Origin of the sequence: Streptomyces glaucescens (assembly GCF_002154375.1) — a bacterium.
GTDB lineage: Bacteria > Actinomycetota > Actinomycetes > Streptomycetales > Streptomycetaceae > Streptomyces > Streptomyces glaucescens.
In genome coordinates, this window is the sequence record NZ_MUND01001054.1 from 1 (window position 1) to 780 (window position 780).

The 780-nt window shown below is 74.6% G+C and carries 1 pseudogene; it reads right to left on the reverse strand.

The annotated features are described in order from the left end of the window. A pseudogene (locus CCN42_RS40510) lies at positions 1-759 on the reverse strand (hypothetical protein); the annotation flags it as partial. Positions 760-780: the final 21 nt, after the last annotated feature.

Genomic DNA, 780 nt, shown 5'->3' on the forward strand with positions numbered 1-780 from the left:
GTCGGGGGCGTAGGCGGGGAGGGTGGAGGTGGCGTCGTACAGCTTCGTCACGTTCGTCACCAGGCGCGCCAACTCCTTCTGATAGACGTCGAATTCCGTGACGATGCTGCGGGCGTCGCCGACCACGGAGGGCGCGGAGGAGAGCAGGCCGGAGAAGCGCGGCTCCAGCACCGACTTCGGGTTCCAGGTGGCGTACGCGGTCGCTCCGGAGGCCGCCAGCAGGGCGAGGGCGAGGCCGCCGGAGGCCAGGGCGCGGCCCGGGCGGCGGTAGACGGCGAGGCCGAGCGCGGTGGCCCCGGCGACCACGGCGACGCAGGAGCGCACGGCCAGGTCGAGCGTGCCCTGCCCGATGTCTCGGGTCACCTCGTCCTGGAGGCCGGACAGGCGTTCGGGGTGGTCGACCAGGGCCTGCGAGCGGACCGGGTCGAGCTGGTCGACGTCGACGTCCAGACGGACCGGGGCGATGTGGCTGTCCAGGTGCAGCGCGCCCAGCGGCGAGACGTTGATCTTCGTGCCGCCGGTGAAGGACGGGCGCAGGGTCATCGTCGTGTCCATCGGGCCGACCGGAACCCGGACCTGCCCGACGGCCAGCAGCCCCAGCCAGCCGCCGAGCAGGACGACCGCGACCATGCCGAGGGCGCGGGCCCAGGGGCGGGGCCGGGAGGCCGGTTTGGGGGCGGACCGGGGGGTGCGGGACGTGCCGCGCATGCGGAGCGGGCGGGTCAGGGCGTTCAGGACTGCGGCGGTGACGGGGGCCATTGGGGCCTTGTGCCCCGGCTG